This is a genomic window from Streptomyces sp. NBC_01013 (genome assembly GCF_045162765.1).
GTDB lineage: Bacteria > Actinomycetota > Actinomycetes > Streptomycetales > Streptomycetaceae > Streptomyces.
Genome location: NZ_CP108687.1, coordinates 6780444 through 6804788, shown reverse-complemented (window position 1 = coordinate 6804788; position 24345 = coordinate 6780444). Strand labels below are relative to the sequence as shown.

24 protein-coding genes are annotated in these 24345 nt (G+C 68.9%); 6 read left to right on the top strand and 18 right to left on the bottom strand.

The features are described from left to right. The first annotated feature begins 88 nt into the window (after positions 1-88). From OG538_RS29650 to OG538_RS29635, 4 genes are all read left to right on the top strand, one after another. Positions 89-1717 carry a molybdopterin-dependent oxidoreductase gene (locus OG538_RS29650; RefSeq protein WP_406098511.1) on the top strand — a complete coding sequence of 543 codons (1629 nt, stop codon included), beginning with the start codon at positions 89-91 and terminating at the stop codon, positions 1715-1717. Positions 1718-1846: 129 nt separating this feature from the next. Beyond that, positions 1847-2497: a fasciclin domain-containing protein gene (locus OG538_RS29645; RefSeq protein WP_406098510.1), complete on the top strand. Its 651-nt coding sequence runs from the start codon at positions 1847-1849 to the stop codon at positions 2495-2497. A gap of 47 nt (positions 2498-2544) precedes the next feature. Beyond that, a complete protein-coding gene (locus OG538_RS29640) occupies positions 2545-3534 on the top strand; it encodes an ADP-ribosylglycohydrolase family protein (protein ID WP_406098509.1) in 990 nt (329 codons plus the stop codon). Positions 3535-3631: 97 nt separating this feature from the next. Continuing rightward, positions 3632-4078 carry an SPW repeat protein gene (locus tag OG538_RS29635; RefSeq protein WP_406098508.1) on the top strand — a complete coding sequence of 149 codons (447 nt, stop codon included), beginning with the start codon at positions 3632-3634 and terminating at the stop codon, positions 4076-4078. Positions 4079-4285: 207 nt separating this feature from the next. On the opposite strand, the gene OG538_RS29630 is transcribed toward OG538_RS29635, so the two are convergent. From OG538_RS29630 to OG538_RS29575, 12 genes are all read right to left on the bottom strand, one after another. After that, positions 4286-7120 (bottom strand): DEAD/DEAH box helicase, encoded by a 2835-nt coding sequence (locus tag OG538_RS29630; protein WP_406098507.1) that lies wholly within the window; start codon positions 7118-7120, stop codon positions 4286-4288. 44 nt (positions 7121-7164) lie between these two features. Continuing rightward, positions 7165-8073 (bottom strand): diacylglycerol kinase, encoded by a 909-nt coding sequence (locus OG538_RS29625; RefSeq protein WP_406098506.1) that lies wholly within the window; start codon positions 8071-8073, stop codon positions 7165-7167. Between the two features lie 18 nt (positions 8074-8091). After that, positions 8092-9048 carry a twin-arginine translocase subunit TatC gene (gene tatC / locus OG538_RS29620; protein ID WP_406098505.1) on the bottom strand — a complete coding sequence of 319 codons (957 nt, stop codon included), beginning with the start codon at positions 9046-9048 and terminating at the stop codon, positions 8092-8094. A gap of 49 nt (positions 9049-9097) precedes the next feature. Further along, positions 9098-9388 carry a Sec-independent protein translocase subunit TatA gene (gene tatA / locus OG538_RS29615; RefSeq protein ID WP_359143882.1) on the bottom strand — a complete coding sequence of 97 codons (291 nt, stop codon included), beginning with the start codon at positions 9386-9388 and terminating at the stop codon, positions 9098-9100. A gap of 226 nt (positions 9389-9614) precedes the next feature. Next, positions 9615-9812 carry a hypothetical protein gene (locus tag OG538_RS29610; protein ID WP_406098504.1) on the bottom strand — a complete coding sequence of 66 codons (198 nt, stop codon included), beginning with the start codon at positions 9810-9812 and terminating at the stop codon, positions 9615-9617. A 53-nt stretch (positions 9813-9865) separates the two neighbouring features. Then, positions 9866-10144, bottom strand: a complete 279-nt coding sequence (locus OG538_RS29605; protein WP_406098503.1) for a hypothetical protein — start codon at positions 10142-10144, stop codon at positions 9866-9868. An 18-nt stretch (positions 10145-10162) separates the two neighbouring features. Next, positions 10163-11119: a helix-turn-helix transcriptional regulator gene (locus tag OG538_RS29600; RefSeq protein WP_406098502.1), complete on the bottom strand. Its 957-nt coding sequence runs from the start codon at positions 11117-11119 to the stop codon at positions 10163-10165. 13 nt (positions 11120-11132) lie between these two features. Next, positions 11133-12086 carry a helix-turn-helix transcriptional regulator gene (locus OG538_RS29595; protein ID WP_406098501.1) on the bottom strand — a complete coding sequence of 318 codons (954 nt, stop codon included), beginning with the start codon at positions 12084-12086 and terminating at the stop codon, positions 11133-11135. A gap of 113 nt (positions 12087-12199) precedes the next feature. Further along, a complete protein-coding gene (locus OG538_RS29590; protein ID WP_326664071.1) occupies positions 12200-12574 on the bottom strand; it encodes an FKBP-type peptidyl-prolyl cis-trans isomerase in 375 nt (124 codons plus the stop codon). A 43-nt stretch (positions 12575-12617) separates the two neighbouring features. Next, the gene (locus tag OG538_RS29585) at positions 12618-13574 is read right to left on the bottom strand and encodes an FKBP-type peptidyl-prolyl cis-trans isomerase (RefSeq protein ID WP_406098500.1); all 957 of its coding nucleotides are present in this window, start codon (positions 13572-13574) and stop codon (positions 12618-12620) included. A gap of 141 nt (positions 13575-13715) precedes the next feature. Then, a complete protein-coding gene (pafA, locus tag OG538_RS29580; RefSeq protein WP_123468669.1) occupies positions 13716-15077 on the bottom strand; it encodes a Pup--protein ligase in 1362 nt (453 codons plus the stop codon). Between the two features lie 9 nt (positions 15078-15086). Next, entirely contained in the window at positions 15087-16346 is a 1260-nt protein-coding gene (locus OG538_RS29575; protein WP_406098499.1) for an MFS transporter, read from the bottom strand. 133 nt (positions 16347-16479) lie between these two features. Here OG538_RS29575 and OG538_RS29570 point away from each other — a divergent pair, with 133 nt between their 5' ends. Continuing rightward, entirely contained in the window at positions 16480-17517 is a 1038-nt protein-coding gene (locus OG538_RS29570) for a LacI family DNA-binding transcriptional regulator (protein ID WP_406098498.1), read from the top strand. A gap of 54 nt (positions 17518-17571) precedes the next feature. Here the strand turns inward: OG538_RS29570 and prcA are convergent, their stop codons facing one another. From prcA to arc, 6 genes are all read right to left on the bottom strand, one after another. Next, entirely contained in the window at positions 17572-18444 is an 873-nt protein-coding gene (prcA, locus tag OG538_RS29565; protein WP_406098497.1) for a proteasome subunit alpha, read from the bottom strand. Positions 18445-18506: 62 nt separating this feature from the next. Next, positions 18507-19352 (bottom strand): proteasome subunit beta, encoded by an 846-nt coding sequence (prcB, locus tag OG538_RS29560; RefSeq protein ID WP_406098496.1) that lies wholly within the window; start codon positions 19350-19352, stop codon positions 18507-18509. Then, positions 19333-19536, bottom strand: coding sequence for an endonuclease domain-containing protein (locus OG538_RS29555; protein ID WP_406100363.1), 204 nt, complete (start codon positions 19534-19536; stop codon positions 19333-19335). The genes prcB and OG538_RS29555 overlap by 20 nt, the downstream gene beginning before the upstream one ends. 377 nt (positions 19537-19913) lie before the next feature. Next, positions 19914-20132 (bottom strand): ubiquitin-like protein Pup, encoded by a 219-nt coding sequence (locus OG538_RS29550; RefSeq protein ID WP_406098495.1) that lies wholly within the window; start codon positions 20130-20132, stop codon positions 19914-19916. Between the two features lie 120 nt (positions 20133-20252). Next, the gene (dop, locus tag OG538_RS29545; RefSeq protein ID WP_406098494.1) at positions 20253-21764 is read right to left on the bottom strand and encodes a depupylase/deamidase Dop; all 1512 of its coding nucleotides are present in this window, start codon (positions 21762-21764) and stop codon (positions 20253-20255) included. A 238-nt stretch (positions 21765-22002) separates the two neighbouring features. Then, entirely contained in the window at positions 22003-23769 is a 1767-nt protein-coding gene (gene arc / locus OG538_RS29540; protein ID WP_406098493.1) for a proteasome ATPase, read from the bottom strand. 240 nt (positions 23770-24009) lie between these two features. Here arc and OG538_RS29535 point away from each other — a divergent pair, with 240 nt between their 5' ends. Next, entirely contained in the window at positions 24010-24321 is a 312-nt protein-coding gene (locus OG538_RS29535) for a ferredoxin (RefSeq protein ID WP_311313341.1), read from the top strand. Positions 24322-24345 lie beyond the last annotated feature (24 nt).

Sequence of the window (24345 nt, the reverse complement as noted above, 5' to 3'; positions counted from 1 at the left end):
GCCCCGGTACGGCCGTTCGGCCGGGACTGTTTCACATTCATTCCGATGACCGACCAATCCTCCGGGCATCGGGGAACGAATCCCGATCGTGAGTGAAGATCAGAACGACCCGCGGAACGGGGCCCACGGGACCCGGAGGTCCCGCTGGACGCGTGCGGCCGCCGCCGCGCTCAGCGGTGTGATCGCCGGGTTCTGCGCCCTCGCCGTCGCCGAGCTCGTCGCGGCGGTCGTCCGTCCCGAGGCGGGTCCGGTCGCGGCCGTGGGTGGTGCGGTGATCGACCGTGCTCCCCCGGCCCTCAAGGACTTCGCCGTACGGAACTTCGGCACGAACGACAAGCTGGTTCTGCAGCTCGGCATTCTGGCCCTGCTGGCGGTCTTCGCCATGGCGGTCGGGGTTCTGGCACTGCGGCACCGGCTGCTCGGCTCGGCGGCCGTGCTGGTCTTCGGGGTGGTCGGGGCCGTCTCGGCGGTCGGCCGGCCGGAGGGCGGTCCGTCCGACGCCCTGCCCTCGCTGGTGGGTGCCGTGGTGGCAGCGGGAGTCCTGTATGTCCTGGCCGGACGACTGACACCGGCTCCCGGCCCCTCCCCCGCGGCTGGCGGGAAGGGCGGGGAGCCGGCTCCTGGCACCTTCGACCGGCGGGGGTTCGTCGTCGCGGCCGGCGTCGCGGCGGCTGCCTCGGCGGGCGCCGGACTCCTGGGACGCCGTCTCACCTCCGCCGTGCAGGCCGGAGCCGACGCCTCACGGCGCGACCTGGTCCTGCCGGTACCCGATTCGGCGGCGCCGGCCGTACCCGCGGGCGCCGATCTCAGAATCCGGGGCCTGAGCCCGTTCGTCACCCCGAACAAGAGCTTCTACCGGGTGGACACGGCATTGGTGGTGCCCCGCGTCGATGCGGGCGAGTGGCGGCTGAGGATCCACGGCAAGGGCGTGACGAGGCCCATGACGCTCAGCTTCCAGGATCTGCTGCGACGGGAGATCATCGAGCGCGACATCACCCTGGCCTGCGTCTCCAACGAGGTGGGCGGGCCGTACGTCGGCAACGCCCGGTGGATCGGCGTGCGACTTGCCGGTCTGCTGCGGGAAGCCGGGGTGAAGCCCCCGTCCCGGGGCGGAGCCGCCGACCAGATCGTGTCGCGTTCCGTGGACGGCATGACGATCGGCACCCCGGTCGAGGACGTCATGGACGGACGCGACGCACTGCTCGCCCTCGGCATGAACGGTGAGCCACTGCCCTTCGAACACGGATTCCCGGTCCGGATGGTCGTCCCCGGCCTGTACGGATACGTGTCGGCCTGCAAATGGATCAAGGACATCGAACTCACCACGTTCGACGACTACGACGCCTACTGGGTCAAGCGGTCGTGGTCCCCGCAGGCCCCCGTCAAGACCGAGTCCCGCATCGACACACCCCGCCCTTTCGCCTCCCCCAAAGCCGGCACGATCCCGGTCGCCGGGGTCGCCTGGGCCCAGCACCGCGGCATCCAGCGGGTCGAGGTCCGGGTGGACGACGGACCGTGGAACACCGCGCGCCTGGCGGCCGAGGACAGCCGTGACACGTGGCGCCAGTGGGTGTGGGACTGGCCGGCCACCTCCGGCAACCACACCCTCGAGGTCCGGGCGACGGACCGCACCGGCGCCACCCAGACCGGCCGGCGCGTCGGCACCGTACCCAACGGGGCGACCGGCTGGCACTCCGTGGTGGTCGACGTGTCCTGAGCCGACGGTCCCGCGCACGTTTGCCCACAGACCGGCTCCCACTCCGCACGCCACACACCTTCAACCAACCACCAACCACCAACCACCGAAAGTGACGCGTGCGTCACCCATCTGCACCAGGAGAACATCATGAAGGTCATCCACGCCCGTCGCGCCGCCGTCGCGCTCACCGCCGCGGTCGTCCTGCCCCTGGCCCTGACGGCCTGCTCCAGCGACTCCGAGGACAGCGCGTCCGGCTCCTCCGCGAGCTCGGCGAAGGCATCGGACAAGGCCTCGACTCCCGCCGACGCCACGACTCCCATGAACGAGCCCTTCGGTCCGGCCTGCTCGACGGTGCCGAAGGACGGCGCGGGCTCCTTCGACGGTATGGCGAAGGACCCGGTCGCCACGGCCGCCTCGAACAATCCGGCACTGTCCACACTCGTCACCGCGGTCAAGAAGGCCGGCCTGGTCGACACACTGAACAACGCACAGAACATCACGGTGTTCGCCCCGACCAACGACGCCTTCGCCAAGGTCCCGAAGGCCGACCTGGACAAGCTCCTCGCCGACAAGGCCGCGCTCACCAAGGTGCTCACCTATCACGTGGTGGGCCAGAAGCTGACGCCTGAGCAGCTGGAGAAGGGATCTTTCGACACCCTGGAGAAGAGCGAGCTGACGACGTCCGGTTCGGACATGGCGTACACCGTGAACAACTCCTCCAAGGTCGTCTGCGGCAACGTCCGGACCGCCAACGCGACGGTCTACATCGTCGACACGGTGCTGATGCCGGCCAAGTAGCAGCCTCCCGCGCCCGCCCCGGACGGACCCCTCCGTACGCTGATCCGATGAAATCGGCGAACAGGCAGGACCGGGCGGCGGGCGCGGTGGTCGGATCGGCGGTGGGCGACGCGCTGGGCGCGCCGTTCGAGTTCGGTCCGGCGGGTGTCTGCACGGCCCGCTTCCCGGACGGTGTCGGCACGATGTGCGGGGGCGGCGGCTGGGACCCGGGCGAGGCGACGGACGACACACAGATGGCCGTCCTCGTCGCGGAGTCCCTGCTGGAGCGCGGCGGTCTCGACCTGCCCGACCTGTTCGACCGCTTCCGGCGGTGGGCGGCGGGCGAGCCGAAGGACATAGGCCTGCAGGCAGAGGCCGTCCTGACCAGCGGTGACCCCTGGGACATCGCTGCGGCCCTGCACTTCCAGGTCAACGGCCGGGCGGCGGGCAACGGTTCACTGATGCGCGCCGCCGGCTCCGCGGTGTACTTCGCCGCGGCCGGGCAGCCCGAGGCGGACGCACGGTCCGCCACCATGGACGCCGCCCGACGGATCGCCGCGCTGACGCACGGCGACCGGGCGGCCTGGGAGGGCACCGCCGTGCTGCACGAGCTGATCCGGGTCGCACTGTCGGGTGCCGACCCGCTCGCGGCTGTCCCGGGCGCGTTGGCCGCCGTCCACCCTGATCACCGCGAGCGCTGGGCCGGGGTTCTCGCACCCGCCTGGCATCCGGACCTGGCGACGGAGTTCAACGGCGCGGTGTGGCCCTGCCTGGGCACCGCGCTGTGGGCCCTGCGCACGACCCGGTCGTACGAGGACGCACTTGCATCGGCGATAGACGCGGGTGGCGACACCGATACGGTGGCGGCGGTGACGGGGGCCCTGGCGGGCGCGGTGTACGGCTTCGGAGCCATCCCGTCGCGCTGGACCGGTCTCCTGCACGTCCCTCTGCCGGGGTCCGGCGAACGCGTGCTGCGCACCCCGGATCTGGTCGCGCTCGCCGGGCGGCTGGAGCGCGGGTGGACCGATGCGGATCCTGCGGATATTCAGCTGCCTTGAATCTACACATAAGCGACAGATAAGAGCAGAATGGCATAGCAGGCCACATATCGGATCAACCGAGGGCTCGGTCTGCAGGATCGAAGGAGACGAACTCATGTCAAACGTCTCGCATACCGGCCATGACATGGCCGGACACCCCGACGTCTCCGAGATGCGGGACCGCTACGACCGGATGCTGGGTGGCCGCGACGTGGCGCTCGTGGACGGGCCGGTGTTCCTGGTCGGTCTGTACTGTGCCATCTCGCCGTGGGTGCTGCACTTCACGACGTCCCAGGCGCCTCTCGTGACGCACAACCTGATCATGGGCATCGCGATCGCCGTGCTGGGGCTGGGATTCACCGTGATGCCCCAGCGGATGTACGGCCTGAGCTGGGCCATCTGTGCGATGGGCGCATGGATGATCATCTCGCCCTGGGTGGTGGGCAGTAGCCCGGACATGGGCGTCGTGCTCAACAACGTCATCATCGGCGGCCTGGCCGTGCTGCTGGGGCTGGTCTGCGCCGGCGCGTCGATGAAGAGCGGCACCAAGGGCCGCACCTAGGGTCTTTCGTTCGGATCAGGCCGGGCCCTGCGAGGCCGGCACGATCCGAACGAAAGGCCTTAGCCCTGTATGACAGGAGGAAGCACCACCGTCGGCCGGACCCGCTGAACGCGGGCCCGGCCGATGTCCGGCTCCATGACACGGGTACCGGCCCGGCCAGGCGCACCCGGTCCGGCCACGGCAACGCACCGTGCACCGCACCGCGCCTCACCCCACAGAGCTGTAAGCCACCACGCCCCGCAACACCTCGTCGACCGCCTTCCGCGCGTTCCTTCCGACCGAACTACCCTCGCGCGGCGCCGCGGCAGCCACCTGCCCCAGCACGTCGATCACCTGCTTGCACCACCGCACGAAGTCCCCCGCCGGCATCTCCGCCTCGCGCAGCACCTCGTCCAGCGTCCGTCCGGACGCCCACATGTACACCGCCCAGGCGAACCCGAGATCGGGCTCGCGCTGGCCGACCCCTTCCGCCTGGTTGATCTTGAAGTCCTCTTCCAGGGCGTCGAGCCGCCCCCAGATCCGGACCATCTCGCCCATCGCGGTCTTCGCCGGGCCGGACGGCAGCTTCGGCGCCACCGCGTCATCCGACTGCCGCGCCTCGTAGACCAAGGCCGAGACGCATGCCGCGAGTTCGGCGGGGTTGAGGCCCTCCCACACGCCTGCCCGCAGGCATTCACTCGCCAGCAGGTCCAGTTCGCCGTACAGCCGGGCCAGCCGCCGCCCGTGCTCGGTGACCTCGCTGCCCCGCAGGTAGTCGAGCTCGGTGAGCAGGGCCACGATCCGGTCGAAGGTGCGGGCGATCGTGTTCGTCCGCCCCTCGATCCGGCGCTCCAGCTGCTGGGTGTCCCGCTGCAGCCGGTGATAGCGCTCGGCCCATCGCGCGTGGTCCTCGCGCTCGTCGCACCCGTGACAGGGGTGGGCGCGCAGCTCGGCCCGGTAGCGCGCGATCTCGCGGTCGTCCGCGGCAACGGACCGCTCGCGGCGGTGCCGGTCCGGCACGATGTGTCCGGCCTTGGTGCGCAGCGCGGACGCCAGGTCGCGGCGCGACTGGGGCGAGCGCGGGTTGAACGACTTCGGGACGCGCATCCGCTCCAGCGCCTCGACCGGCACCGGGAAGTCGATCGAGGCCAGCCGCTTCACCTGACGCTCCGCCGTCAGCACCAAGGGCCGTGGCCCGTCGTGGTATTCGAGCCCGCGGTGCCCGTGCCCATTGGTGCGCCCGGCCGGCAGCCCCGGGTCGAGGACGAGCGCCAGACCGGCGAACTTGCCGGTGGGCACGTGGATGACGTCGCCGGGCTTGAGCTTCTCCAGGGACGCCGATGCCGCGGCCCGCCGCTGTGAGGCGCCCTGTTTGGCGAGCTCCGTCTCACGGTCCTTGAGATCGCGGCGCAGCCGCGCGTACTCCTCGAAGTCACCGAGGTGGCAGGTCATGCCTTCCCGGTAGCCCTCCAGGCCTTCCTCGTTCTTCTGGACCTGGCGGGAGATCCCGACGACCGACCGGTCCGCCTGGAACTGGGCGAAGGACGTCTCCAGCAATTCGCGCGAGCGGTGACGCCCGAACTGCTGCACCAGGTTGACCGCCATGTTGTACGAGGGGCGGAAGCTGGAGCGCAGCGGATACGTCCGGGTGCCCGCGAGTCCGGCCAGCGCGCCCGGGTCCATGCCGCGCTGCCAGAGGACCACCGCGTGGCCCTCGACGTCGATGCCACGCCGGCCGGCCCGCCCGGTGAGCTGGGTGTACTCGCCGGGGGTGATGTCGGCGTGCTGCTCGCCGTTCCACTTGACGAGCTTCTCCAGGACGACCGAGCGCGCGGGCATGTTGATGCCGAGCGCGAGGGTCTCCGTCGCGAAGACGGCCTTGACGAGGCCGCGCACGAAGAGCTCCTCGACGACCTCCTTGAAGGTCGGCAGCATTCCGGCGTGGTGCGCGGCGATGCCCCGCTCCAGGCCTTCGAGCCACTCGTAGTAGCCGAGGACGTGCAGGTCCTCGCCGGGGATGGACGCCGTGCGCTGCTCGACGATTTCCCGGACCAGCCGGCGCTTGTCCTCGTCGTTGAGCCGCAGCCCTGCATGCAGGCACTGCTGCACTGCGGCTTCGCAGCCGGCCCGGCTGAAGATGAAGGTGATGGCGGGCAGCAGCCCTTCGGCGTCGAGCCGGTCGATGACCTCGGCCCGCGACGGTGTCCAGATCCGGCTGCGCTGGCGCCGCTCGCGCTCGCGGTCCGCCTCGCGCACCATCTTCCCGCGGCGGCGTTCGCGCGGGTTGTATCCGCGCTGGTTCTCCATGCGGGCGAGCCGGACCAGGTCGGGGTTGACCTCACGGCGTCCGGAGCCGCGGCCGCCGTGGTCGCTCTCCTCCTCGAAGAGGTCGTACATCCGGCGGCCGGCCAGCACGTGCTGCCAGAGCGGGACCGGCCGGTGCTCGGAGACGATCACCTGGGTGTCGCCGCGGACGGTGTCCAGCCAGTCGCCGAACTCCTCGGCATTGGACACCGTCGCCGACAGTGACACGAGGGTGACGGATTCGGGGAGGTGGATGATCACTTCCTCCCAGACGGCGCCCCGGAAGCGGTCGGAGAGGTAGTGCACCTCGTCCATCACCACGTATCCGAGTCCGTTCAGCGCCTGGGAGCCCGCGTACAGCATGTTCCTGAGCACTTCGGTGGTCATGACGACCACCGGCGCGTCGGCGTTGACGCTGTTGTCCCCCGTCAGCAGGCCGACCTTGTCGGCGCCGTAGCGCTTGACCAGGTCGGCGAACTTCTGGTTGGACAGGGCCTTGATCGGCGTGGTGTAGAAGCACTTGCGGCCCTGCGCCAGGGCGAGATGCACGGCGAACTCGCCGACGATCGTCTTGCCCGAACCCGTAGGCGCCGCGACGAGCACGCCCTTGCCGGCCTCCAGCGCCTTGCACGCCTCGATCTGATAGGGGTCCAGATCGAACTCGTACATCTCGCGGAACGGTCCGAGCGCGGTCGCCTGCTCGGCGGCTCGGATTCTGGAAGCCTGGTATCGCTCAGCTGGTGAGAGGTCCTCTGTCATCTTGTCCACGAGCCTACCCGCCGCCTCCGACAGTGATGCGATCTTTAAATTCCCGTGGGAGCACCGGCGCCCAGCACCCGGACCGCACCCGGTACGCAGGTCGCCGTCAGTGGCAGCGCGCCGAGCGGTTCACCGTCCGCGTAGGCGGTGACACCGACCGCTTCGAGCGCGATGGAGGAGACCCGGTGCACGGTGACGACGGGGTGGCTCAGGTGCGTCCCCTTGTAGACCCTGGGGAACACCTTGAGGAGCGTGGCGCGGCTGCACGGGCCGACGACGGTCACATCGAAGAGGCCGTCGTCCATGACGGCGTCCGCGCAGATCCGCATGCCGCCACCGTAGGTCGATCCGTTGCCGACGGCGACGAGTGTCGCCTCGACCTCCCGGAACGGTCCGCCGTCCAGGCTCATGCGGTACGTGATGGGCTTGAAGGCGGCGAGTTCGACGAGGATCGCCAGGTCGTACTTGAACCGGCCGCCGATCCAGCGCATCCGGTTGCCGCGGTCGTTGACGCGGGAGTCGAAGCCGGAGGCGAGCACGGAACCGAACCAGCGCTCACCGACCCGGCCGAGGTCGATGTCGCGGACGGCACCGCCCTTGAGCGCCTCGGCGGCCAGTCGTCCCGCCGCGGCCGGATCCCGTATCGGCATGCCGAGGGCGCGGGCGAAGTCGTTGCCCGTGCCGACGGCGACGACACCGAGCGGAGTCAGGGTCCCGGCGACTGCCTGGAGGGCGAGGGACATCATCCCGTCCCCCCCGACGGCTATGAGCGCACCCGTCCCCCCGGCCACCGCCTCTCGGGCCCGCCGCAACGCGTCGTCCGCGTCCTCACCGAGCACCGTGCGGACGGAGAATCCGGCGTCCCGCAACGCGGAAGCGGCCGGCTGCGCGGCGTGCGCGCCCCGGCCGCGTCCTGCGGTGGGATTGACGAAAAGGGTGATCTCGCTGGTCACCCGGGGGACCTTACAAGGTCAGGTGATGTCGTCGTAACCGTCTCGCCGGGCCGATCGTCCGCCGTCCGGTTCCCCGTCCGCCTGCGCCGGCAGCGAGGCCGACACGTTCTCCATCTCGCCGATGTCCGCGGGCGTGAGATCCAGGTCCGACGCCTCGTCGTCGTCGAGGTCGGCGTCGGGGTTGCCGCGACGCCTGCGCCGGTCGTTGGCGATGCAGATGCCGAGGGCGATGAAGTACAGCAGCACGATCGGTGCCGCCAGCGAGATCATCGTCAGCGGGTCGCCCGTCGGGGTGGCCACTGCGGCGAAGACCGTGATGCCCATGACCATGGCGCGCCACCAGGACGCGAGCCGCTTGGCCGTGAGCACTCCGGTGAAGTTCAGCAGCACGAGCAGGAGCGGCAGCTCGAAGGCGAGCCCGAACACGATCACCATGCGCGTGATGATGTTGAGGTAGTCGTCCACGGGCAACAGGTTGGTCGTGTTGGCCGGAGTGAAGCCGATCAGGACCTCTGCGGTCTGCGGCATCAGGACGTACGCGAGCGCCGCCCCCACGAGGAACAGCGGCACACCGGCGCCGACGAAGGTCAGCGCGTACTTCTTCTCGTTCTTGTGCAGACCCGGTGCCAGGAACGCCCAGAGCTGGTAGAGCCAGACGGGGGTGGAGAACACCACGCCCGCCATGAGGGAGACCTTGAGGGCGATCGAGAAGGGAGCGACGAGACCGCTCACCGTCATCTCGGCACAGGGGCGGCCGTTCGCCTGGATCTTCCGGCCGTCGGTGCAGCCGACCGATTCCAGGATGGGCCGGATCAGGAAGTCGATCAGGTCCTGGTAGAAGAAGGCCGTGACCGACGTGATCACGATGACCGCCACGACCGCGATCAGCAGTCGGTTACGCAACTCACGCAGGTGATCAGCGAGAGGCATGCGCCCCTCGCCGTCCTTCTCCTGCTTGCGGGCAGACTTGAGCAACCCACTTCCCTCGTCTCGTGCGACAGCTTCCGGGAGGACCCGTCAGCGATCAGCTCTGGGTGGTGGGCTTCGCTTCGTTCACCGGGCGGGAGCTCGTCACATCACCGGGAGCGGCCTGGATCGTGCGCGCAGCGGCGGGCTGCTGAGCACCCTGGTCGGCGACCGTGTCCGTGGTGGCCACCGGCTCGTCGTCCTTCTTCATCGCCTTGGCCTCGCTCTTGAGGATGCGGGCCGACTTGCCGAGGGAACGGGCCATGTCGGGAAGCTTCTTGGCACCGAACAACAGCAGGATGACAGCGATGATCAGAACGATCTCGAGAGGCTTCAGATTGCCCATGATGTGCTTCCTTCTCGCTGAGGCGGCTGGAGGTGGGCTCGCTGCCCTTGATCGGACACACGTCCGACCATTTCGCTGGGAGCGATCGTAACCCGCGGGAGTAAACGCGAGGCAATGCCTATGCATACTTTCCACAGCGGCCCGCACCTCCTGCAGGGCCGTCACCAGCAGCGTACCCCCCGCCACTGAGAAAAAGGAGGCCGCGCCCACCCGGATCGAACAGGCCCCGTCAGCGCAGCGTTTCGCCGGTTGCGGCGAGATTCGTGGCCGCGCGTTCCAGGTCCTCGGCGGCCCGGTTGATGCGCTCAGTGGTACGTGTCACCTGGTGGCCGAGGCGCTGGGCCTCGACGAAGACCTTGATGGCCAGCACGCCCAGGACGGCGATCCCGAGGAATCCCAGGGCGATGGCGAGCATGGGCCAGAACATGCGCAGAGCCTCGATGTGTCTAGTGTCCGAAGGTCCCGGAGTGGAGTGGTGTCTCAGGCACCGGTGTGCAGGCGCAGCGTGCGTACACCGCCGCCGGTGAGGAGTTCCACTATCCGCTCCCCCGCGGGCCGGCGGACGGACGTGTCGCACGCGGGACATGTGAAGGAGTAGAACGTGGTCCGGTTGCTCGCGCCGATCGCGAGACGGAATTCCGCCGCCGCCAGTTCGAACCGCGCGCGGCACTCCGGGCAGGCGGCCTTGAACCACACGGAGTCGGGAACGACCACGGTGGGCACGTCGGAAACACCGGACACCACAGACATATTGCCCATATCTCCTCAGGTCTCCCCTCAGGCCAGGCCGTCGTACGCTGCGAGCGCCGCCCGGGCCGCGGTCTGTGCGCTCCGCGCCAGCTCCGGCGGCGAGACGATGCGCCCCTCCCCGCCCAGCCGGAGTGCGAGCCTGCGCAGAGAGGCCGGGTCGGGGGTGCGGAGGGTGATCCGCAGGCCGCCGTCGGGCAGTTCCTCGGCGCTGTCGTGCGGGTAGTACTCGGCGACCCAGCGTCCGCCGGGTCCGACCTCGACCACGACCTCCGGGTCCTCGGCGGCGGGCTGGACCAGCCCTTCCGAAAGGTCCCGGAGCTCCAGCTCGGGCGGCGCGGCCGGCTCGTCGAGCAGCCGGATCTCCGCGACCCGGTCGAGGCGGAACGTACGCCGGTCCTCGGATGACCGGCACCAGGCCTCCATGTAGGTGTGTCCGACGGCGAAGAGCCTGATCGGGTCCACCTCGCGCTCGGTGAGTTCGTCACGCGCGGGCGAGTAGTAGCGCAGCCAGAGCCGGCGGCGCTCCGAGATCGCCCGGTCCACGTCGGCGAAGACCCCGCCCTCGGACTCGAAGGTGACCGAGAGCCGGGAACTCGCGGCCCCCACCTCACCGGCGGCCGCTTCCAGCTTGGCGGTGGCCCGCAGCAACGCCTGCCGGTCGCTCTCGCGCAGTCCGGGCAGTGTCGCGACGGCGCGGGCGGCGACCAGCAGGGCCGTCGCCTCGTCGGCCGCGAGCCGGAGCGGCTCGGCGACATCGTCCGGGTTGTGCCACCAGATCCGGTCGCCGTCGGTGTCGATGTCCAGCAGGTCTCCGCCCCGGAAGCTGGTCCCGCACATGGGCAGGACGTCGAGGTCCGAGATCAGCTCGTCCTCGGTGATCCCGAAGGCCCGGGCGACGTCCTGGACATGGGCGCCGGGGCGCTCGCGCAGATACGTCACCAGGGAGAGCATCCGGCGGGTCTGGTCGATGGCGTTCGTGGCCATGAATACGGTCCCCTCAGTCCTTGGCCACGGCGCGCAGCCGGTCCACCACGTCGGCCCGCAGATCCGCAGGTTCCTGTACGACGACGTCGGGGCCGAACTCGACGAGCCAGGCGTCCAGACCGTGGCCGTACGGAATCTCCAACTCCTCCCACCCGTCACCGAGTTCCCGGACCGATATCGCCCGGGCCCGCAGCGGGTAGCCGGAATCGGCCCGCAGCCTGATCAGCGCCGTGCGCGTCGCCGTCTCCCCCGCCCAGCTCTCGACGGTCTCGCGGACGGTGACCACATCGGGCACCTCGGCGGTGAAGGCACCGGCCCGGGAACGGACCTTGCCCGAGATCCGGGAGAGCCGGAACACCCGCTCCGCACCCCGCTCCCGGTCCCAGCCGGCCAGGTACCAATGGCCGCGCCAGCATTCCAGCGTCCACGGCTCGACCTGGCGCTGCTCGGGCCGCGCGGCATTGGCCTTGCGGTAGTCGAAGGTCACCGGCCGGCGGTCGCGGCAGGCCAGCATCAGCGGCTCGAACGCGGCTTCGTGGACCGGAATACGGGGTTCGAGGGCGCTGTGCACCTCGTAGGCGTCCTCGGCCTCCGGCATGCCCGCGGCCCGCAGCTTCTGCAGGGCTCCGCTGGCGGCGCCGGCGAGGCGGGCCTGCTGCCAGACCTTGGCGGCCAGTCCGAGGGCTGCGGCCTCCTCCGCGTCCAGCGTGATCGGGGGCAGCCGGTTGCTGTCGCGGCGGGCGAGGTAGCCGGTGTCACCGTCCAGGTTCTCCACCGTCTCGATGACCAGACCGAGCTCGCGCAGATCGTCCTTGTCGCGCTCGAACATCCGGTTGAAGGCGTCGTCGGAACCCGCTTCGAGGTAGGCCTCGATGGAACCGCGCAGTTCGCGCTTGCTCAGCGGGCGCCGGGTTCCCAGCAGGCACAGGGCCAGGTTCATCAGCCGCTCGGCCTTGGCAATCGCCATCGACGCCCTTTCTGTTTTGCTCTACGACCGTCGACCGTACCGCTCCGGGGTGTCCGGACAAAAGCGAGGGCCCGTGCCTTGCGGCACGGGCCCTCGGAGCGCGGGGCGCGGGATCAGACGGCGACCAGGTCGCAGACGAAGATCAGCGTCTCACCCGGGGCGATCGAGCCGCCGCCGGCGCCGCGGTCACCGTACGCGAGGTGCGCGGGGATGGTCAGCTGCCGACGGCCGCCGACCTTCATGCCCTGCACGCCCTGGTCCCAGCCCTTGATGACCTGACCGGCGCCGAGCTGGAACTGGAGCGGGGTGCCCCGGTTCCAGGAGGCGTCGAATTCCTCGCCGGTGGAGAAGGCCACACCCACGTAGTGGACGGAGACGGTTTGGCCCGCCTGGGCCACGGCGCCGTCGCCTTCCCAGATCTCCTTGATCTCCAGGTCGGCCGGCGGCTCGCCACCCGGGAAGTCGATCTCGGGCTTCTCGATGCTCACTGACTTGCTCCTCTAAATGATGAACTGGGCAACCGGGACAGTCTTACATCTTTGCCAGGATGTCCACGGCGAAGACGAGCGTGGAGTTCGCGGGGACGGACTGCTGCGCCTTGTCACCGAGGCCCTGGTCCGGCGGGATGACGAGCAGCACGCGGCTGCCGATCTTCTTGCCGATCAGGCCGTTCTTGAGCCCCTTGAGGGTGACCTGGGCAAGCGGGAAGGAAGCGGTCTTGCCCGTGGTGTACGTGTTGTCGAACTCCTTGCCGTCCTTCCACAGCTTGGCGACGTAGTTCACGACCACCGTGTCGGTCTCCTTGACCACGTCGCCCTTGGACTCCAGGACGTAGTTGGAGACCAGCTTCTTGGGCGGTGCGACCTTGCTGGGGATCGTCAGGGTCGGCGCCTTGCCGTCGGTGTTCGTGCCCACCTTCGGCAGGTCGACGTTGTCCTGGGCGACCGGGGTGCCCTTGGCGGAAGCCGGGATCTGCTTCGCCTTCAGGATGTCGACGACGAAGACGAGCGTGGCGTTCGGCTTGATGTCGCCCTGGCCCTGCGCTCCGTAGCCGAGGTCCGGCGGGATGACCAGCTCGACCCTGCTGCCGACCTTCTGTCCGACGAGGCCCTTGTCCCAGCCCTGGATGACCATGCCGGCGCCGAGCGTGAGATCGAACGGCTGCTTGCGGTCGAAGCTGTTGTCGAACGGCTTGTCGGAGTCCCAGGCCTGCCCCAGGTAGTTGACCTGGATCGCGTCGCCGTTCTTGAGCGTGGCACCGTCCCCCTCACTGACGACCTTGGTCTTCAGCTCTTTGGGCGGTGTTCCCGTGCCCTTGGCCAGAGTGGGCTTCTCGCCGAACTTCGCGCCCGCGGTGATGGCGGGGAACCCGCCCTTCGTGGGGGCGGACGCGGAGGTGGAAGCGGAGTCGGAGCCCTTGTCGTCGCTACCGCAGGCCGCTGACACCAGCAGCAGGGGGACGACGAGAAGGCCGGCAAGTCGGCGCACTGGTTCCTCAGATCTCAGACGACACATTTGTTGGGACACAGCCCCAGGGGGTCCCCGACACTCTAGGGCGTGCGCAGGGCCCCGTACGAGGAACGTACGGGGCCCGAGTCGCTCAAGAGCCGAGGCGCGTCCTGCGCCGGCTCACATACCCGCGATCAGCTTCTCCACTCGGTCGTCGACGGATCGGAACGGGTCCTTGCACAACACCGTGCGCTGCGCCTGGTCGTTGAGCTTGAGGTGCACCCAGTCGACGGTGAAGTCCCGCCGCTGCTCCTGCGCCCTCCTGATGAAGTCGCCCCGCAGCCGCGCCCTGGTCGTCTGCGGAGGCACCGACTTGCCTTCGAAGATCTTCAGGTCGTTGCAGATACGGGCGGCCTGCCCCTTGCGTTCGAGCAGGTAGTACAGGCCGCGGCGGCGGTGGATGTCGTGGTAGGCGAGGTCTATCTGGGCGACCCGCGGATTCGACATCGTCATGTTGTGCTTGGCCCGGTACCGCTCGATGAGCTTGTACTTCATGACCCAGTCGATCTCGGTGCCGATCCGGTCGAGGTCCTCGGCCTCGATCGCGTCGAGCGTACGGCCCCACAGTTCGAGGACCTTCTCGACGTTGCCCGTGCGGATGCCGCGGCGGTCCACGAAGTCCACGGCCTTCTCGTAGTACTCGCGCTGCACCTCTATGGCGGATGCCTCGCGGCCGCTGGCGAGGCGGACCTTGCGCTGCCCCGTGATGTCGTGGCTGACCTCGCGGATGGCCCGGATCGGGTTCTCCAGGGTCAGGTCCCGCATCACCGTGCCCGCTTCGATCATGCGGAGCACCAGGTCGGTCGCACCGACCTTGAGGAGCATCGTCGTCTCGGACATGTTGGAGTCGCCGACGATGACGTGGAGGCGCCGGTAGCGCTCCGCGTCCGCGTGCGGTTCGTCGCGGGTGTTGATGATCGGACGGGAGCGCGTCGTCGCGGAGCTGACGCCCTCCCAGATGTGCTCGGCACGCTGGCTGACGCAGTAGACCGCGCCCCGCGGGGTCTGCAGCACCTTGCCGGCGCCACAGATCAGCTGCCTCGTGACGAGGAAGGGAATGAGAATGTCCGCGAGCCGGGAGAATTCTCCGTGCCGGGCCACGAGGTAGTTCTCATGACACCCGTAGGAGTTTCCCGCCGAGTCGGTGTTGTTCTTGAAGAGATAGACGTCGCCCGCGATTCCCTCCTCGTGCAGGCGGCGTTCGGCGTCGACAAGCAGGCCTTCGAGAATGCGCTCGCCGGCCTTGTCGTGGGTGACCAGCTCGGTCAGGTTGTCGCATTCGGGGGTTGCATATTCCGGATGCGATCCCACGTCGAGGTAGAGGCGGGCGCCGTTCCGCAGAAAGACATTGCTGCTGCGGCCCCATGACACAACACGGCGGAAGAGGTAGCGCGCCACTTCATCAGGAGACAGTCGGCGCTGTCCCCTGAACGTGCACGTGACGCCGTACTCGTTCTCCAGCCCGAAAATGCGGCGGTCCATGACTGAACATTACGCCTGATGGCCCGAGCTGAAACCGGGTTCGACAGCACCGTTTCGATCATTTTCCGATCCTCGCACCGCGACAGCACTACGCCCGGGAGCTGCGAGGACCTTTCCGGTGGCCAGCAGAACGAGCAGCGCCGCCACTCCACCGGCCCCCGCGACGGCGAAGCTCCACGCCGTCCCGCCCAGCTCCACGGCCGGGCCCGCCACGGCCGTGCCCGCCGCCGCGCCCACCCCGAACGTCGTCACGAGCCAGGAGAACGCCTCCGTCACGGTGCCCCTCGGGGCGTGCCGGTCGACGACGATGAACGAGCAGGCGATGGCGGGAGCCAGGAACACTCCGGCGACGGCGGCCAGCACGGTCATCGCCACCACACCCGGCGTCAGCGTCAGCGGCAGATAGCCCAGCGCCAGCAGCGCCACGATCACCCGCAGCCTGCGCTCGGGCGGCCCCGACCACTGCCGCGCCCCGTACACCACGCCTCCGATCAGCGCCCCCAGGCCCAGAGCGGCCATCAGCCAGCCGTAGACCGACTCCTGGCCCTGGTCGTCGGCGTACGCCACACCCGCCACCGTGATGGATCCCAGCGCCAGTCCGACGAAGAAGAAGGACCCGAGCAGCGCCAACAGCCCGGGCGAGCGCAGCGCGCCCAGCCAGTGCGCCTCGCGCGGCGCCGAGCGCCAGGCCCTCGACGGCTCGGACAGCACCACGGAGAGCGCCCCCAGCACCCCAATCAGATTGATGACGAGCAGTGCGGCGGCGGGCGACCAGAGGGAGACCAGCACGGTCACCAGCAACGGTCCGACGGTGAACATGACTTCCTGCGCGACCGCGTCCATGGCGTACGCCCGGTGCACCCGGTCCTCGCTGCCGAGCACGCTCGGCCACAGCGCCCGCAGGCCCCCTTCCAGGGGCGGTGTGGCCACCCCGGCGACGGCCACGGCCGCGTAGGCGAGCGGCAGCGACCCGAATCCCGCTACGGCGAGCAGGGCCATCCCGAGGGCGGAGAGGACGGCGGCGGGCAGTTGGACGCGCGGCTGGCCGTGCAGATCCACGGCACGGCCGAGCAGCGGCTGTCCGACCGCCGTGCCCAGCCCGTACACCGCGGCGAGCGCGCCTGCGAGGGCGTAGCTGCCGCCCTCCGCGCGGGTGAACAGGACGATCGCGATGGGGGCGGTGCCGTTCGGCAGCCGGCCCACCAGGGTGCCGGTCAGCAGCCGAGCGGCATGCCGCGCCCGGAGGATGTCCAGATATCCCGCGGCCATGTCCCGCCCTTCCGTGTGGAGTGCCGTTGGGGCCACCCCGAGGTTTTACGTATAACTTCCACGTTCATACGTACCATGAGCCAGTCCGCAGGTCCACTCCATTGCGCCTGCCCAGACCGGCCCGGAGGCCCGCGTGACCAGCCCAGCAGCACCCGGCCCGCCCCGCCCCACCAGTCGCGACGTGGCGCGAGCCGCGGACGTCTCCCAGGCAACGGTCTCCCTGGTGCTCGGCGACAAGTGGCGCGGCAGGGTCTCCGAGACCACCGCCGGCCGGGTGCGCGACGCCGCCCGCGACCTCGGCTACCGGCCCAACCTCGCCGCCCGCAATCTGCGCCTCGGTCACACCAGGACCGCCCTGCTCGTCGTCCCCGCACTGACCAACGAGTTCTTCGCCCGGGTCTACACGGGCGCCGCCGCCGTCGCCGCCGAGCACGGCTTCGGTGTCGTCCTCTACCCCTCGCCCGACGGCACGGGCCCGGCCCGGGACCCCTTCGCCTCGGCACGCGCCGCGCTGGACGGGGTGATCGCCTCCTCCATGGCCGCCGACGCACTCGGCGCCCTCAACGGCGCCGGGCTCCCCCTGGTCATGCTCGACAGCGACCCGGCGGCGCCGGGTCCCGCCGCCCGGGTCAACCTCGACATCGCCGACGGGATGCGCCAGGTCGCACGACACCTGCTCTCCCTCGGCCACCGCCGCTTCGTGCATCTCGCGTCGTCCGTCGACTCCTGGACGTTCGCGGTCCGCGCCCGGGCCCTGCACGAAGTCCTGGGCGGTGTCCCCGGAACGGATGTCCGTTCCGTCCCGGCCGCGCTGGACGTGCGGGCCGGCCGCGAGGCCACAGAACGCGCACTGGCGGCCCCGGGGCCCCGCCCCACCGCCATCGTCTGCGACGACGACATCCTGGCCGCGGGCGCCTGCAAGGCCGCGCGCCGGCTCGGGATGCGGATTCCGGACGACCTCTCCGTCACCGGCTTCGACGACCTGGCTCTGGCCACGGCCGTCGAACCCGAACTCACCACCGTGCACCTGCCCGCCGAGCAGGTCGGCGAGCGCGGCATGAGCGCGCTGCTGGCCGTACTGGACGGCAGGCCGGCCGAGCCCGGCAGCCTGCCGGTGCGGCTGGTGATCCGCGGCTCCTCCGCGCCCGCGCCCGACCACCACGCCACATGACAGTGCCCCGGTCCGCCGAAACGGCGGACCGGGGCACGGAGACCGGGAGTCCTGCTACTCCACGTCGCCGCCGGAGTCGGTGGAATCCTTGGAACCACTGGCATCGGAGGATTCGGAAGTGGCTGCCTTCCCGCCCTTCTTGCCGGCATCCGTCGTAGTCGCGGAGGTGTCCGCGCCCTCGCCGTCCTCCGTGTCCGAAGGAGCGTCGGTGGGCGTCGAACCGGCGCCGTCCGCCTCCAGCAGCCGGGCCAGCTGCCGACCGACGATCCGCTTGAACTTGCGCTGCTGCGGCCTCGTACGGTCCAGGACCGCGACCTCCAGCCGCTCCGCGGGGATCTCCCGCTCGCTGCCGTTGGGATCGCGGGACAGCGCCTGCACCGCCAGCTTCAGCGCCTCGGCGAGGGTCATCCCGTCTCGGTGGCGCTGGTCCAGGAAGGTGCTGATCTGTTCGGCGTTGCCGCCGACCGCGACCGAGCCGTGCTCGTCCACGATCGAGCCGTCGTGCGGCAGCCGGTAGATCTGGTCGCCCTCCGGCCCGGCGCCCACTTCGGCCACCACCAACTCCACCTCGTACGGCTTCTCGGCCGCACTGGAGAAGATGGTGCCGAGGGTCTGCGCGTAGACGTTCGCCAGTCCACGCGCCGTCACATCGTCGCGGTCATAGGTGTATCCGCGCAGATCGGCGTAACGCACACCGCCGATGCGGAGATTCTCGTATTCGTTGTACTTGCCGGCGGCGGCGAAACCGATCCGGTCATAGATCTCGCTGAACTTGTGCAACGCACGGGACGGGTTCTCGCCGACGAACACAATGCCGTCGGCGTACTGCAGCACAACCAGGCTGCGACCACGGGCGATGCCCTTCCGGGCGTATTCCGCCCGGTCGGCCATGGCCTGCTGAGGTGAGACATAGAACGGCGTCGACACCGGCTATCCGTCCCTTTCTGTCATTGGCGGGAGCATCGAAGGAGAAGCCTTGGAACGGGCGGTCAGAGCAGCGCGGCGCGCGGGCCGTCGGGCTGTTCCATCCGGCGTTCCAGAATCGAGCGCGCGATCTCGGAGGATTCCGCCGCGGTCAGCTTCCGGAAGCCCTCGTCCGTGATGACGGTGACGATCGGGTAGATACGACGGGCCACGTCCGGGCCGCCGGTCGCCGAATCGTCGTCCGCGGCGTCGTACAGCGCCTGCACGACCAGCGTGAGCGTCTGCTCCTCCGTCAGGTCCTCGCGGTAGAGCTTCTTCATCGAGCCACGGGCGAAGATCGAGCCGGAGCCGGTGGATGCGTATCCGTGCTCCTCGGAACGGCCGCCGGTGACGTCGTAACTGAAGATCCGGCCCCGCTCGCGGTCGACGTCGTAGCCAGCGAAGAGCGGCACCACGGCGAGACCCTGCATGGCCATCGCCAGATTGCTCCGGATCATCGTGGAGAGCCGGTTCGCCTTGCCCTCCAGGGAGAGCTGCGCCCCCTCCACCTTCTCGAAGTGCTCCAGCTCCAGCTGGAAGAGCTTGACCATCTCCACGGCCAGACCCGCTGTACCGGCGATACCCACCGCGGAGTACTCGTCGGCCGGGAAGACCTTCTCGATGTCGCGCTGCGCGATCATGTTGCCCATGGTCGCCCGCCGGTCACCGGCGAGGACCACACCGCCGGGGAAGGACGCCGCGACGATCGTGGTGCCGTGCGGCGCCTCGATGGCCCCCTTCATGGGCGGCATCTGCCGGTTGCCCGGGAGCATCCCGGGCGACTGGTCGGACAGGAAGTCCATGAACGAAGAGGACCCGGGCGTCAGGAAGGCAGCTGGTAGACGCCCGGTGCTACGAGTGTTGGCTTCCACGCGTTTCCCTCCAGGTAAGCGACAGCCTGCGCAAGGTGTCGGGATCATCTCCCAACGTGCCGATGGCCGAATCGCAGTTGAAGCACAATACGCCTCGGACCCTACCCGCATCGCGGCAGTGATCCACATGAACGGCGGGAGCAGTCAGGCGGATCGTGCGGACGCCCGACCGCGACGAGATCATGTCATCGCGCTGAGTCTCGGTCATGCCGTACTGGCGCTTGAGGTGACCCGCGCGCCCCCGAGCCGACTTGCACGCCTTGGAGCGCGGCGCCGAGCCGTCAGGGGCAGTCGCGCTGCGGTGCCACTCGCCGTGCGGCTTGACTTCGCCACACGTCCGACACTCCCTGTGCCCCTGCGGAACGTGCACACGCTCTCGCCCCGGCTTGCCTCGAGCTGCCCGGCGGCGCCGGTCATGCGCGGCGCCGTAAGCAGCCACGCACTCCCGACACCGCGACTGAAGGCCGTCGCGCCGGTTCCTGTCCGACGCGAAAGAAGGCAGTGGTGACTCTCTCTCACGTCCGGAGCACCACTTCACTTCACGCGACTCGGGCATCGCCCCTACTGTCCGCCCTTTTGCACGAAACTTCGAACGAAGTCCTCGGCATTGGCCTCGAGGACGTCGTCGATCTCGTCGAGGACGTCGTCGACGTCGTCGCTCAGCTTCTCCTGTCGCTCCTTGAGGTCCTCGGAGCCCTGCGCATCCTGCGCCTGCTCCTCGACCTCTTCGGTGGAGCGCGTCGCCTTCTGCTGTCCGCCGCCGGTGTCCTTGGTCGCCATATAGCTCACCCCGCTCGGTTCGAAGCACTTGATCAGACCCTACCTACGGGGTCCGACATTGGCCCGGTACTTGTCTCAACGTCCGGAGGTCATCGGAATGATTCCCAGTCGGCGGCCCTTTCAGCCGCCCGCGAGCACCCGGACCAGCTCTTCCGCCGTGCGGCAGCGGTCCAGGAGGGCCTTGACGTGGTCACGGGTGCCCCGCAGCGGCTCCATGGTGGGAACCCGCTGAAGGGAGTCGTGGCCCGGCAGGTCGAAGATGACCGAGTCCCAGGAGGCCGCCGCCACGTCGTCCGCGTACTGTTCCAGACAGCGACCGCGGAAATACGCTCTGGTGTCCTCCGGAGGCGCCGTACGGGCCTTCTCGACCTCGTTCTCGTCCAGCAGGCGCTTCATCCTGCCCCGGGCCACCAGACGGTTGTACAGACCCTTGTCGGGCCGTACGTCGGCGTACTGCAGGTCCACCAGGTGCAGGCGGGCGGCGTCCCAGTCGAGGTTGTCGCGGCGACGGTAGCCCTCCATGAGCTCCCGCTTGGCGATCCAGTCGAGCTCGCGGGACAGGCTCATCGGATCGTTCTCCAGCCGGTTGAGCGTGTCCTCCCAACGGATCAGGATGTCCTTGGTCTGCTCGTCCGCATCCGCCCCGTACCGCTCCTCGACGTACTTTCGGCCCAGCTCGAAGTACTCCATCTGGAGCTGGACAGCGGTGAGTGTCCGGCCGCTGCGCAGAGTGATCAGCTGCTGGAGATCCGGATCGTGCGAGACCTGGTGCAAGGTGCGGACCGGCTGGTCGACGGCCAGGTCGACATTGATGAAGCCGTCCTCGATCATGGAGAGCACGAGCGAGGTGGTGCCCAGCTTGAGGTAGGTGGAGATCTCCGAGAGGTTCGCGTCGCCGATGATCACATGGAGCCGGCGGTACTTCTCGGCGTCGGAGTGGGGCTCGTCGCGCGTGTTGATGATGGGTCGTTTGAGGGTGGTCTCCAGCCCGACCTCGACCTCGAAGTAGTCGGCGCGCTGGCTGATCTGGAACCCGTGCTCGTGGCCGTCCTGGCCGATTCCGACCCGCCCCGCGCCGGTCACGACCTGCCGCGAGACGAAGAACGGCGTCAGATGGCGCACGATGTCGGAGAACGCCGTCTCGCGTTTCATCAGATAGTTCTCGTGCGTGCCGTACGAGGCGCCCTTGTTGTCGGTGTTGTTCTTGTACAGATGGATCGGCTGGGCGCCCGGCAGCTGGGCCGCGCGCTCCGCGGCCTCGGCCATGATGCGTTCGCCGGCCTTGTCCCACAGGACCGCGTCCCGGGGGTTGGTGATCTCCGGCGAGCTGTACTCGGGGTGTGCGTGGTCGACGTAGAGCCGCGCTCCGTTGGTGAGGATGACGTTGGCCAGGCCGATGTCCTCGTCGGTGAGCTGGCTGGAGTCGGCGGTCTCGCGGGCGAGGTCGAAGCCTCGCGCGTCGCGCAGCGGGTTCTCCTCCTCGAAGTCCCAGCGGGCGCGGCGCGCCCGGTGCATCGCCGCCGCGTAGGCGTTGACGATCTGGGACGAGGTGAGCATGGCATTGGCGTTGGGGTGGCCGGGCACGGAGATCCCGTACTCGGTCTCGATGCCCATTACTCGCCGTACGGTCATGCGGCCCTCCTTGCCCGGCGGCGCTCCCTTCCGGGGGCGGCGCTCAAGTACCGCTGCTTTTCCGGTGCGTGCGCGGTTCGCCCGTTCCCGCACTGCGCGACCGGGCGGTACGCCAGAGCCTAGAGCGCCTCTGCGCCGGTGGGGAGATCAATTACGTCATTACTGCGGTGTCGTCGGAGCTGTCCGGAAAGCAACCGGCTGCGGATGCCCGGCCGGGCATCCGCAGCCGGTCCTTGTCCTAGAGGTACTGCCCGGTATTCGCCACCGTGTCGATGGAACGACCGGTGTCCGCGCCCTGCTTTCCGGTGACGAGTGTGCGGATGAAGACGATCCGCTCACCCTTCTTGCCGGAGATCCTGGCCCAGTCGTCCGGGTTGGTGGTGTTCGGCAGGTCCTCGTTCTCCTTGAACTCGTCCACGCAGGCCTGGAGGAGGTGGGAGACGCGCAGGCCCTTCTGGCCCTGCTCGAGGAATGCCTTGATGGCCATCTTCTTGGCCCGGTCGACGATGTTCTGGATCATCGCGCCGGAGTTGAAGTCCTTGAAGTAGAGGACCTCCTTGTCGCCGTTGGCGTACGTGACCTCGAGGAAGCGGTTCTCCTCGGACTCGGTGTACATCCGCTCGACGACCGACTGGATCATGGCGTGGGCCGCGGCCTCCTTGGAGCCCGTGTGCTCGGCCAGATCGTCCGCGTGCAGGGGCAACGAGGGCGTGAGGTACTTCGCGAAGATGTCCTTCGCCGCCTCTGCGTCGGGACGCTCGATCTTGATCTTCACATCGAGGCGGCCCGGTCGCAGGATCGCGGGGTCGATCATGTCCTCGCGGTTGGAGGCGCCGATGACGATGACGTTCTCCAGGCCCTCGACGCCGTCGATCTCGGCGAGCAGCTGGGGGACGATGGTGTTCTCCACGTCCGAGCTGACGCCGGATCCCCGGGTACGGAAGAGGGACTCCATCTCGTCGAAAAAGACGATGACGGGGGTGCCCTCGCTCGCCTTCTCGCGAGCACGCTGGAAGACCAGGCGGATGTGGCGCTCGGTCTCGCCGACGTACTTGTTGAGGAGTTCCGGGCCCTTGATGTTGAGGAAGTAGCTCTTCCCGGCCGGCTGGCCGGTGACTTCGGCGACCTTCTTGGCAAGGGAGTTGGCGACCGCCTTGGCAATGAGTGTCTTGCCGCAGCCGGGCGGACCGTAGAGCAGGATGCCCTTCGGTGGCCGGAGCTCGTGCTCCTTGAAGAGGTCGGGGTGGAGGTAGGGGAGCTCGACCGCGTCGCGGATCAGCTCGATCTGGTCGCCCAGTCCACCGATCTTGTTGTAGTCGATGTCCGGGACTTCTTCGAGGACGAGCTCTTCGACCTCGCTCTTGGGCACGACTTCGTAGACGTAGCCGGACCTGGGTTCGAGCAGCAGGGCGTCGCCGGGGCGGATGGTGATGTCCAGCAACGGCTCGGCGAGCCGCACCACCCGTTCCTCGTCGGTGTGCCCGACCACCAGGGCGCGTTCGCCGTCCTCAAGGATCTCCTTGAGGGTGACGATGTCCCCGGCCCGCTCGAATTCCATGGCGTCGACCACGTTGAGCGCTTCGTTGAGCATGACCTCCTGGCCGCGCCGGAGATCCTCCAGCTCGACGCTGGGACTGACGTTCACCCGGAGCTTGCGGCCCCCGGTGAAGATGTCGCAGGTGCCGTCCTCGTTCGCCTGCAGGAACACACCGAAGCCGGCCGGCGGCTGTGCGAGCCGGTCGACCTCTTCCTTGAGGGCCACGATCTGGTCGCGGGCCTCGCGGAGTGTGCCGGCGAGCCGCTCGTTCTGAGCGGACACGCCTGCGAGGTTGGTCTGCAACTCGACGATCCGCTCTTCGAGAATCCTCGTATGACGCGGAGAGTCGGCGAGCTTACGTCGCAGGACGGCGATTTCCTGCTCGAGATAGGCGACCTGGCCGGCTGGGTCTTCGGACCCCCGCCCGGGCCGGATGCCGCGGTTGATGTCGTCGTCGTGGGCTGCCACGGTCCTCACCTCCTCCAAGGGGAGCTGGACGCTTCCTGACCCTACCTGGGTGGGTGATGATTGAAACCCCTAGATCACAAAGACTCTGGGGTGTGTCCGATCTTCACCCTTGCGCTCTCCCTCGTGTCAGGGGAATACCCACCCTTCAACATCGGAAAGCGGCCGGTTGTATCGTCGAACTGTTCAACAGCCACCAGAGTTGGCTTTTTTTGGTTCGGATACGCAGGAACGGCAGGAGAAATGACCGTGCAGCAGGACGCTCCCACCGGCAGCGAGACGCAGGACCTGGAGGTCTGGATCGACCAGGACCTCTGCACGGGAGACGGCATCTGCGTGCAGTACGCGCCGGAGGTGTTCGAGCTGGACATCGACGGTCTCGCGTATGTGAAGAGCGATCAGGACGAACTGCTCCAGGACAAGGGGGCCACCACGCCCGTCCCGCTGCCGCTCCTGCAGGACGTGGTCGACTCGGCCAAGGAGTGCCCGGGCGACTGCATTCACGTACGGCGGGTTTCGGACAGGGTCGAGGTCTTCGGCCCCGAGGCCGCCTGATACCGCGGCCCCGAAGAGGACGCC

What these genes read in the sequence shown, in the direction of transcription:
- pafA (WP_123468669.1), bottom strand. Translation starts at nt 15,077, where the DNA reads ATGGACCGCCGCATTTTCGGGCTGGAGAACGAGTACGGCGTCACGTGC.
- OG538_RS29535 (WP_311313341.1), top strand. Translation starts at nt 24,010, where the DNA reads ATGACCGTGCAGCAGGACGCTCCCACCGGCAGCGAGACGCAGGACCTG.
- OG538_RS29640 (WP_406098509.1), top strand. Translation starts at nt 2,545, where the DNA reads ATGAAATCGGCGAACAGGCAGGACCGGGCGGCGGGCGCGGTGGTCGGA.
- OG538_RS29635 (WP_406098508.1), top strand. Translation starts at nt 3,632, where the DNA reads ATGTCAAACGTCTCGCATACCGGCCATGACATGGCCGGACACCCCGAC.
- OG538_RS29555 (WP_406100363.1), bottom strand. Translation starts at nt 19,536, where the DNA reads ATGATCTCGTCGCGGTCGGGCGTCCGCACGATCCGCCTGACTGCTCCC.
- OG538_RS29605 (WP_406098503.1), bottom strand. Translation starts at nt 10,144, where the DNA reads ATGGGCAATATGTCTGTGGTGTCCGGTGTTTCCGACGTGCCCACCGTG.
- OG538_RS29610 (WP_406098504.1), bottom strand. Translation starts at nt 9,812, where the DNA reads ATGTTCTGGCCCATGCTCGCCATCGCCCTGGGATTCCTCGGGATCGCC.
- dop (WP_406098494.1), bottom strand. Translation starts at nt 21,764, where the DNA reads ATGACCGTACGGCGAGTAATGGGCATCGAGACCGAGTACGGGATCTCC.
- OG538_RS29550 (WP_406098495.1), bottom strand. Translation starts at nt 20,132, where the DNA reads ATGGCGACCAAGGACACCGGCGGCGGACAGCAGAAGGCGACGCGCTCC.
- OG538_RS29595 (WP_406098501.1), bottom strand. Translation starts at nt 12,086, where the DNA reads ATGGCGATTGCCAAGGCCGAGCGGCTGATGAACCTGGCCCTGTGCCTG.
- OG538_RS29600 (WP_406098502.1), bottom strand. Translation starts at nt 11,119, where the DNA reads ATGGCCACGAACGCCATCGACCAGACCCGCCGGATGCTCTCCCTGGTG.
- OG538_RS29630 (WP_406098507.1), bottom strand. Translation starts at nt 7,120, where the DNA reads ATGACAGAGGACCTCTCACCAGCTGAGCGATACCAGGCTTCCAGAATC.
- OG538_RS29575 (WP_406098499.1), bottom strand. Translation starts at nt 16,346, where the DNA reads ATGGCCGCGGGATATCTGGACATCCTCCGGGCGCGGCATGCCGCTCGG.
- OG538_RS29645 (WP_406098510.1), top strand. Translation starts at nt 1,847, where the DNA reads ATGAAGGTCATCCACGCCCGTCGCGCCGCCGTCGCGCTCACCGCCGCG.